9 protein-coding genes and 1 pseudogene are annotated in these 9,088 nt (G+C 38.3%); 1 reads left to right on the top strand and 9 read right to left on the bottom strand.

Features of this window, described 5'->3' with window-relative positions; all coding sequences use genetic code 11:
* Positions 1 to 222 (top strand): IS3 family transposase (locus GZA11_RS15665; RefSeq protein WP_163184348.1); only part of this gene is annotated, 222 nt, incomplete at its 5' end.
* A gap of 154 nt (positions 223 to 376) precedes the next feature.
* Here the strand turns inward: GZA11_RS15665 and GZA11_RS15660 are convergent.
* The 9 genes and pseudogenes from GZA11_RS15660 to GZA11_RS15620 form a co-directional block, all read right to left on the bottom strand.
* Entirely contained in the window at positions 377 to 1,111 is a 735-nt protein-coding gene (locus tag GZA11_RS15660; protein ID WP_163184347.1) for a TerC family protein, read from the bottom strand.
* A gap of 161 nt (positions 1,112 to 1,272) precedes the next feature.
* On the bottom strand, positions 1,273 to 2,061 hold the full coding sequence (locus tag GZA11_RS15655; RefSeq protein ID WP_163184346.1) for an ABC transporter ATP-binding protein: 789 nt from the start codon (positions 2,059 to 2,061) through the stop codon (positions 1,273 to 1,275).
* Positions 2,062 to 2,192: 131 nt separating this feature from the next.
* Entirely contained in the window at positions 2,193 to 2,660 is a 468-nt protein-coding gene (locus GZA11_RS15650) for a flavin reductase family protein (RefSeq protein ID WP_038541276.1), read from the bottom strand.
* A 188-nt stretch (positions 2,661 to 2,848) separates the two neighbouring features.
* Entirely contained in the window at positions 2,849 to 3,394 is a 546-nt protein-coding gene (locus tag GZA11_RS15645) for an outer spore coat protein CotE (RefSeq protein WP_038541273.1), read from the bottom strand.
* 204 nt (positions 3,395 to 3,598) lie between these two features.
* Positions 3,599 to 4,054, bottom strand: coding sequence for a RicAFT regulatory complex protein RicA family protein (locus GZA11_RS15640; RefSeq protein ID WP_038541271.1), 456 nt, complete (start codon positions 4,052 to 4,054; stop codon positions 3,599 to 3,601).
* Position 4,055: 1 nt separating this feature from the next.
* Positions 4,056 to 5,600, bottom strand: a complete 1,545-nt coding sequence (gene miaB / locus GZA11_RS15635) for a tRNA (N6-isopentenyl adenosine(37)-C2)-methylthiotransferase MiaB (RefSeq protein ID WP_163184345.1) — start codon at positions 5,598 to 5,600, stop codon at positions 4,056 to 4,058.
* Positions 5,601 to 5,788: 188 nt separating this feature from the next.
* On the bottom strand, positions 5,789 to 6,655 hold the full coding sequence (locus tag GZA11_RS15630) for a 2-oxoacid:ferredoxin oxidoreductase subunit beta (protein WP_038541265.1): 867 nt from the start codon (positions 6,653 to 6,655) through the stop codon (positions 5,789 to 5,791).
* Positions 6,656 to 8,389 carry a 2-oxoacid:acceptor oxidoreductase subunit alpha gene (locus tag GZA11_RS15625; RefSeq protein ID WP_163184344.1) on the bottom strand — a complete coding sequence of 578 codons (1,734 nt, stop codon included), beginning with the start codon at positions 8,387 to 8,389 and terminating at the stop codon, positions 6,656 to 6,658. It abuts the gene before it with no gap.
* A 475-nt stretch (positions 8,390 to 8,864) separates the two neighbouring features.
* Positions 8,865 to 9,088 (bottom strand): annotated as a pseudogene (locus tag GZA11_RS15620) (group II intron reverse transcriptase/maturase); the annotation flags it as partial.

The raw sequence follows: 9,088 nt of genomic DNA, 5'->3' as shown, positions 1-9,088 counted from the left end.
TTAACCCATAGTATGTCGCGAGTAGGAAGATGTATTGATAACGGACCAATGGAATCGTTTTGGGGAACCCTTAAAAGTGAGAAATATTACTTACATAAGTATGAGACATTTGAGGAATTGTCAAAAGATATTGATCATTACATTTACTTTTATAATAACGAAAGATATCAAGAAAAGCTAAACGGCCTTAGCCCTGTTGAATACAGGTCTAAAGCCGCATGAATCATTTTTTATTATTTCCACTGTCTACTTGACAGGGGGCAGTTCAACGCATTTGCGTGCTTTTTTTTGAAATTATATAGGTTTTGAATTAATAAAGTTATCATGAAAAAATTTTTCTCATAATATTGATGTTATTTAGAAACTCTCTCCCATCCTAGACCGTTGGTTCATTACCGGAGTCCTTTCTCATCCAATGGACAATAAACGTCCCTAAGAAGACACAAATAAGTAACCCAAAGAATACGATTTCGTTCATATGGTACCCAAATGGTGAAACAATCATTTTTACCCCTATTATAGCGATTAACACAAAAGAAGTTGCCTCAAATTCTGGTACTCTTTTAATCAATCCGAGAAATAACTGTGCTGCCCCCCGCATCATTAATATGCCTATGATACCACCGATAAATAAGACCCATTCTTGATCAGAGACACCTAGGGCTGCCACAATACTATCAATACTAAATGCAATGTCCATCATCTCCACGGTCAAAATCGTTCCCCAAAACCCCCATTTATGTCGATCGACTTCTTCTTCCTCCGCCTTTTCCTGGAGTAAATTTTTTAAGGCGATGTATAACAGATAATGTCCAGCAACGATCATGATCCAGCCTTTTTGTATGAAAGAAATGCCAATGCCAATGATTAAAAATCGGAATAAATAGGCACCAAAGATTCCGTAGAAAAGGGCTTTCCTCCGCTGTTCCTTTGGTAAATGCTTCACCATCACCGCTAACACCAACGCATTGTCTGAGGATAATAATCCTTCTAATAGGACCAGTGATCCAATGACTCCCCAGCTATACGGATCTAAAAATATTTGTTCGAAAGCCTCTAGCGAGAAAAATGCACGATAATGATCGATGATTTCTTGTAGAACCTTCTCCATTTTATTACTTTCTCCTTTTCTATTCCCGTTGTCTGACAATCTACTTCCGAAATGAATGTCCTTTTCTAGAAATGTATGATAGGAATAGCCATATATGTCCAAAGAAAAATAAAAAGCGATCCATCACGGATCGCTGATTATAATCACAGATCATTACATGCTTATTTTTGTAAATGTAATTTTGATAAAGAAGGTCGACCATTCTGCCAACGAACATGGACGGGTAAACCAAAATAATCTGATAGTCGTTCCTCTGATAGGATTTCGTCCGTTGTCCCGGCAGCAAAAACTTGTCCTTCTTTTAATAACATCGTTTTATTGAAAAGCGGTAAAATCTCTTCCACATGGTGGGTAACGTAAATAATCGTGGGTGCCTTGTTGTTTTTTCCAATGATCTCAATGGATTCTAACAATTTTTCACGAGCAATAAAATCAAGCCCATTTGAAGGTTCGTCTAAAATTAATAATTCAGGATCAGCCATGAGTGCCCTTGCAATTAATACACGTTGCTTTTCTCCTTGGGATAAGGTTTCATAATTTTGGTTGGCATACTCTATACACCCTAGCTCCTCCAGCAGACGAATGGCTTTTTTTCTCATTTCATCGGTCGGTGTTTCATAAAGTCCAATCGAGGCAAATGCTCCGCTCAATACTACCTCAAAGGCATGATCCCCCGGATAAAACTTTTCCTGAAGGGAAGACGATACAAAGCCGATTTTCCTTCGCAATTTTTCGCCGAGATACGTTTTACCGAATTCCATCCCTAGCACATGGATACTCCCGGTTGTTGGAAAAAAGTAAGCATTTAATAGATTTAAAATGGCTGTTTTTCCGGAACCGTTTAAACCAAACAGCACCCAATGCTCTCCATTTTCAATTTGCCAATTTACGTTTTTTAAAATATGCTTCCCATCCCGTACCAATGTAACATCCTTTAATTGTACGATCATTTCTATTTCCTCCAGTAAAATCTATTAAGTAATATATTATCAAAATTTTTAAAAAATAGAAATAAAAGAATATTAGAAATAGTCCCGGATATGGAAAGCTGCTAATATGAAAAGGTATGAACATACATTTTTTATTCTGCCAGCGAACGATATTGACCACTATAATAGATAAGAGGCTCTCCCCTATGTTCATTCACCTGTATCTCTTTCACTTTTCCAATAAACAATGTATGATCCCCTTCCACATGTGCGGCTGAAACCTCACATACTACTTGGGCAATCGCCCCTGGCAATACCGGCACTCCACCAAGTTGATCAAATGAAACTTCCCGATTTTCTTTCAGTTGACCAGCAAAAATCATGGAGAGTTCCTTTTGTTCTGCTGAAAGGATATTTACAGAAAACTGTTTGCTTTTTTTCATGTATTCAAGCATTTGTGCTTTTTCTGCTATGGAGACTACTACGAGTGTCGGATTCAGGGAGACCGACATAAACGCATTCGCTGTCATTCCGTGGACTTTTCTATCCACCTCTGTAGCCACCACTGTCACACCTGTTGCAAATTTCCCCATCGCCTGTCGAAAAAGACGTTCGTTCATCGTTATTCCTCCTTGAAATAATCCTCCATTCATGACTATGTTCAAGAGCGGCCATTCATGAATAAACCTTTCACCTATTAACTATGGGAAGGAAGGTATGATTTTTTTCATGTTGAATATATTCATATTAATCATCCATTTACACTGAAAAAGAAAAAAACTAGGAAGCAAAAACCTCCTAGTTCATTTTATTCTTCTTCTCCACCAACTAAGAAATCAGGGTTTAGATCTTCAAACTCTTCGTCATCTACATCCAATCCCCATTCATCCTCATTGTCTTCACAGCCTTCGGGATTGACCCGAACACAAATTTTGGTCTCGCCAATTACCTCAACAAGAAACTCTCTTTCCACATGAACAATGATTTTATTTCCATTTGGAGAAATCACTGCTTCACATGTATTAGGCTGTTGAAGAACTTTAGCCACAATTTCATTGTCTTCTAAGCAATCGTGATCACGGTATTTTAACTTAATGACATCTGTATATTGTACACGTTCAGTTACTACTTCAGTTTTCGTATTATCATTATAGGAGTACCATACATTGATGTCATAAGAGCCGTGAATTTCGACTGTCTTGCCAACTTTTTTCGCGTTGTATTTATGGTTGATAACCCAACAACCTAACACGCTTGTCGGATTATGTGCCGGGCTAATCGTATGATTGGACTTGGTGTACTTTCGTCCTTTCGCTACTACGGCCTTCGCAAATATCTCTCTATATTCTCCCATTTCGCGCGAACCCTCCTCATTCAGTTTCATTTCATCCTATGCGAATGTCTAGACTAGTGTGAAAGTAAATCTTGGAATGCTGGAAAAAGTTTATTCATGATTTCATCATATGCGGGATGTCTAGGTGTGTGCCTTTGGACAAATGCTTAGATAAATAGATAAAAAAAATAAGCCAAGACTTTTAGAAAGTCTGGCTTATCATCATTAATGGTCATGATCGCAATCATTATGGCCTGCACATGCAGCGCCGCCATTTCTCAAACTGGCACCTGTTTCACCACGGAGTAAATCCCCGCCTGTTGAAATAATAATTTCATCTGTGACAGTATTGGAAATAGTGGTAGCAATTAGCTGAAGCAAATCATTGACTTCAACTTGTGATTGCTTAAATTCTTGTACAACCGGAATTTCATCTAATTCTTGCTCCAGGGAAGCCAATTTTGCTTCAACTTTTTTTAATGCTTCTGATTTCCCATAATGTTGCAGATTAACAGCCTGTTTCTGTAATCCTTTTATATCGGAAATTAACATACGCACTTTAGGATTTTCATGAATTTTTGCTTCTGCACGTTTGAAGAAGTCCACTTCATCTGTTTCTGCAATCATGCGTGCCAATTCTTTAGCACGAGCGACGATTTCGTCTTTTGTATACTTCGCCACCTTATTTCACCTCTGCCGCTTCTAATTCTTCCACCATTTCTCCGTTTAATGACCATGTTTTTGCTTCAGTAATTTTTACTTTCACAATTTTTCCAATGGCTGATTTCGGACCAGTAAAGTTAACCAATTTATTCTTAGTCGTATAACCAGCAAGAACGTCAGGATTGTTCTTACTTTCACCATCAACAAGAACCTCTACAATTTGGCCCTCATATTTCTTCATCGCTTTTGCGGAAAGTTCATTCACAAGATTATTTAATCGTTGCAAGCGCTCCTTTTTCACTTCCATTGGGACATTGTCCTCCATTTTTGCTGCTGGAGTACCTTCCCTTGGAGAGTAAATAAAGGTATAGGCTGATTCAAATCCAACTTCACGGTAAAGAGATAGAGTTTCTTCAAACTGCTCTTCCGTCTCATTTGGATATCCAACGATAATATCTGTTGTTAATGCGACATCAGGGATCGCTGCTTTAATTTTTCTTACAAGTTCAAGATATTGTTCACGAGTATATTTTCGTGCCATTATTTTCAATACTTCAGTTGAACCTGATTGAACTGGCAAATGAATATGATTCATTAAGTTGCCGCCTTTGGCCAATACTTCAATCAAGTGATCATCAAAGTCACGTGGATGGCTTGTTGTAAATCGGATACGAGGGATATCGATTTTACGAAGCTCATCCATCAAATCGCCAAGCCCATATTTGATATCTTCAAAATCTTTACCGTACGCATTCACGTTTTGACCTAGCAAGGTAATTTCTTTATATCCTTGTGCTGCTAACTGGCGTACTTCTTGAATAATTTCTTCCGGACGGCGGCTGCGTTCTTTACCGCGAGTATAAGGAACAATACAATACGTACAGAACTTATCACAGCCATACATAATGTTAACCCATGCCTTGATATGACCACGGCGCTCTTTTGGAAGGTTTTCAATGACGTCACCTTCTTTAGACCAAACCTCTACCACCATTTCTTTTGACATATACGCTTCATTCAAGATATGCGGCAAGCGGTGAATATTATGGGTTCCGAAAATCATATCCACATGTTGATACATTTTTAAAATTTTGTTAACGACTGACTCCTCTTGGGACATACAACCGCAAACCCCAAGTAATAAATCAGGGTTTTCCATTTTTAATGCCTTAAGATGTCCAAGCTCACCAAATACCTTGTTTTCAGCATTTTCACGAATCGCACAAGTATTTAATAGAATAACATTGGCATCTTCTGGGCGATCAGTTGGTTCATACCCTAAGGCTAAAAAGATTCCCGCCATTACTTCCGAATCATGCTCGTTCATTTGACATCCATAAGTTCGAATATAGAACTTACGGCCATTTCCCATTCCACGAAATTCTTCTGGAATAGCAAAGTCATTATGATATTTTACTTCCTCTTTACCGCGCTTTTTTGCTTCCTTCAGAGAAGGAGCGGTGATTACACGTTCAAAGTATTTGCTGTAATCCTTGGCGGATTTTTTGTCCGAAGAATTAGCAGCGACTGCTTGCTGACCTTCTAATCGTTGTTTTTCATTCATGATATATGTGATCCCCTTTCTAGAGATAATTCATCTAAAAAAATTTTTTCGTGCATAAAGATTGGGGGTTATCTGCACATTATTATAGTATAAAGCTTTATGGATATGAAAACAATAGCAAATCTAGGGCATACACCCTTGCAAAAAAAATCCCGAGATTCTCACTCGGGATTTTTTTAAAATATTGCTTACATAAACTCAGCAACTAATTTATCAAAGTAATTTTGATCGAGTTTTAGATCAGCTTTTGATAGTGGAGTTTCTGAATAGCCATGAACTAATTCTTGGTAAGATTTTTGTTCTGTATTTTGATAAATCAGACCAGTAACTAATCCATTATATTTCATTAATGTTTGCATGGCCATTTCACGGTTATGTGGATCATACCCTTCCACATCACTTAGCTTTGTAAGATTTTCTTTAAACCAGTCATAAGTATTAACCTTATTATAAGTTACGCAAGGGCTGAATACATTAATTAGGGAGAAGCCCTTATGCTTAATTCCTGCTTCAATTAAAGCAGTAAGATCTTTTAAGTCGGTTGAAAAGCTTTGAGCAACAAATGTTGCACCAGCAGTAAGAGCCAATTCCATTGGAGAAATCGCTTGTTCAATGGATCCAGATGGAGTTGACTTTGTTTTAAAGCCTGCTGCAGAACGAGGAGACGTTTGTCCTTTTGTCAATCCATAAATTTGGTTATCCATTACAATATAAGTAATATCAATGTTACGGCGGATCGCATGAACGGTATGAGCCATCCCAATCGCAAATCCGTCTCCGTCACCACCAGAAGCAATGACTGTTAGGTCCCTGTTAGCCATTTTCACTCCCTGTGCAATTGGAAGAGCACGGCCATGGATTCCGTGAAAACCATAAGAGTGAATATATCCGGAAATACGTCCTGAACAGCCGATACCAGAAATGACAGCTAAATTTTCTGGCTCTAAGCCAACATTTGCAGCCGCACGTTGTAATGCTGCTTGTACAGAGAAGTCACCACAGCCAGGGCACCAGTTGGGTTTCACATCATTTCTAAAGTCTTTAAAAGTGGCCATTTAGAACAACTCCTTACATTTTGAATAAACTTCATGAGGCAGGAACGGATTTCCGTCATACTTCAAATGATTCACAATTTTATTGGCATGACCAACATTCATTTTTAAAATATTGGCTAATTGTCCAGTTGCGTTATTTTCTACAACCACAACTTTTTTCGCTGATTGAACAAGTGGAAGAACCTCGTCAGTTGGGAATGGATGAATTAAACGAATATGTGCATGGTTCACTTTTAATCCATCTTTTTCAAGGCGTTCCATCGCTTCTTCAATTACCCCGCGTGTAGAATTGAAACCAACGAATAAAACATCTGCTTCTTCATGCTTCACATTTTTATGAACTGGGGTATTAAAACGAATATTTTGGATCTTGCGCATCCGCTTATCCATTTGTGCTTTACGGTTTTCCGCTAATTCGGACGGTTTACCTGTCTCCGCATGTTCAACACCTGTTACATGGTGGATTCCATTTTTCATACCTGGTAGAACACGAGGGGAAACACCATCTTCTGTTACTTCATAGCGTTTGAAATAAGCCTTACCTTCCAATTCAGGAAGCTCATCAGTAATTAATTTACCTCGTCTAATTTCAACCTTGTCAAAGTTTAAAGGTTCAACGGTTTGTTTACCTAATGATAATTGCAGATCCGATAATACAATTACTGGTACTTGATATTCCTCAGCAAGATTGAAAGCTTCTGCTGTATCATAGAATGCTTCTTCTACTGTACTTGGCGCCATTACAATTTTTGGAATTTCACCATGAGTACCATAAATCATTGCCATAAGGTCTGATTGTTCTTGCTTCGTTGGCAATCCAGTTGAAGGACCGCCACGTTGGGTGTCTACAATTACAAGCGGAGTTTCAGTCATACCGGAAAGGCCGATTGCCTCCATTTTTAAAGAAAGTCCAGGACCTGCTGAAGCAGTAAGTGTGCGTACACCTGCATAGTTCGCACCAATCGCCATGGTAGCAGCAGCAATTTCGTCTTCTGTTTGAATGACCGTACCACCTAAAGCAGGTAATTTCTTAATTAAATATTCCATGATTTCAGAAGCTGGTGTAATTGGGTAAGCAGCCATAAAACGGCATCCGCCTGCAAGTGCTCCGAGTGCGATTGCATCGTTACCAATCATGAACATCCGTTTTTTGCCGTCTGCTTTTGCCAGCTGCATAGTTCGAACCCCAGACAGGTTCGCCGACATATTATCAAATCCGGCTTTAATAGCTTCCATGTTTTTAGCCACAACTTGGTCGCCTTTTTTACCAAAAATTTCTTTTACTACTTCTTCAAATACTTGAATATCTAAATCTAAAATAGCAGCCGTAGCACCGATTGCCACCATGTTTTTCATTAGAGAAGTTCCAAGTTGAGTAGCAATTTCTGTAAATGGTACCGCATACAATGATGCTTCTGTATCTTCAGGTTTTTTCGGGTTAAACTTCGCATCTGCCAAGATTACGCCTTTACTATGAAGCTCTTTGTAGTTGAAATCAATAGTTTCTTGGTCAAAAGCTACAAGGATATCAAGATCATCAGCAATAGAACGAACCTGTGTCGTACTTACTCTGATTTTGTTGTTAGTATGACCGCCCTTAATACGTGATGAAAAGTGACGATAACCATACAAGTAATATCCTAGGCGATTCAATGCGATTGCAAAGATTTCCCCTGTACTTTCAATACCTTCCCCTTGTTGTCCGCCAACTTTCCATGAAAGTTGATTGATCATGACTTACACCCCTTTGGATATGTAAAAGATAAGTAAATGAATTTATTAATAGTGTAGCACTTCTCCAAGTAAATCACTAGAAATTAGCCTTTATCTTAAAGACAAGACTAGAGATATGGATATGTACTAAACGCTTTCAATTCTAGACCTATAAAGTAAAAAATGCAACCCTTTCTGACGAAATATTGTCTAAAATATGTATATTTTTTTATTATTATAAACTAGTTGATTTTTATAGATAGAATTGATGGATAAAAATGGAATAAACCTTGAAAACCTTTACATTTTCTAAATAGATTCTAGAAACGATCCACTTGTACTTTCCAGTGAAAAAGTGTTTTAGAATAATAATTTTATTTTTTCATTACTATCATTTTGACTGTAGAGAACTGCCCATAAAAATCGAGTAGGAGGGGGTGACTAACCCCCGACCTCTCACACCACCGTACGTACCGTTCGGTATACGGCGGTTCAATTAAGTTTGACGTAGCTCTTGATATCTTTCGAATAGACTTCTTAACCCTCGACGCTTCCAATAGGAGTTGTCGAGGGTTTTGTGTAGAATGGGACTGCAGGCAATCGCCAATATTTCTTGCGTGTATTGCCCCATTCGAGTGCCTTATGGCTTGGAACCCCTAATCCTCTGAGTTTCCGAATTCTTGTTTTCGGGGTTTTCCATTCTTTCCACAAACACATCCG

Source organism: Neobacillus sedimentimangrovi (genome assembly GCF_010614825.1).
GTDB classification, from domain to species: Bacteria; Bacillota; Bacilli; order Bacillales; family Cytobacillaceae; genus Neobacillus; species Neobacillus thermocopriae.
Note: the sequence above shows the minus strand (reverse complement) of the source record. Positions and strands in the feature narration are given on the sequence as shown.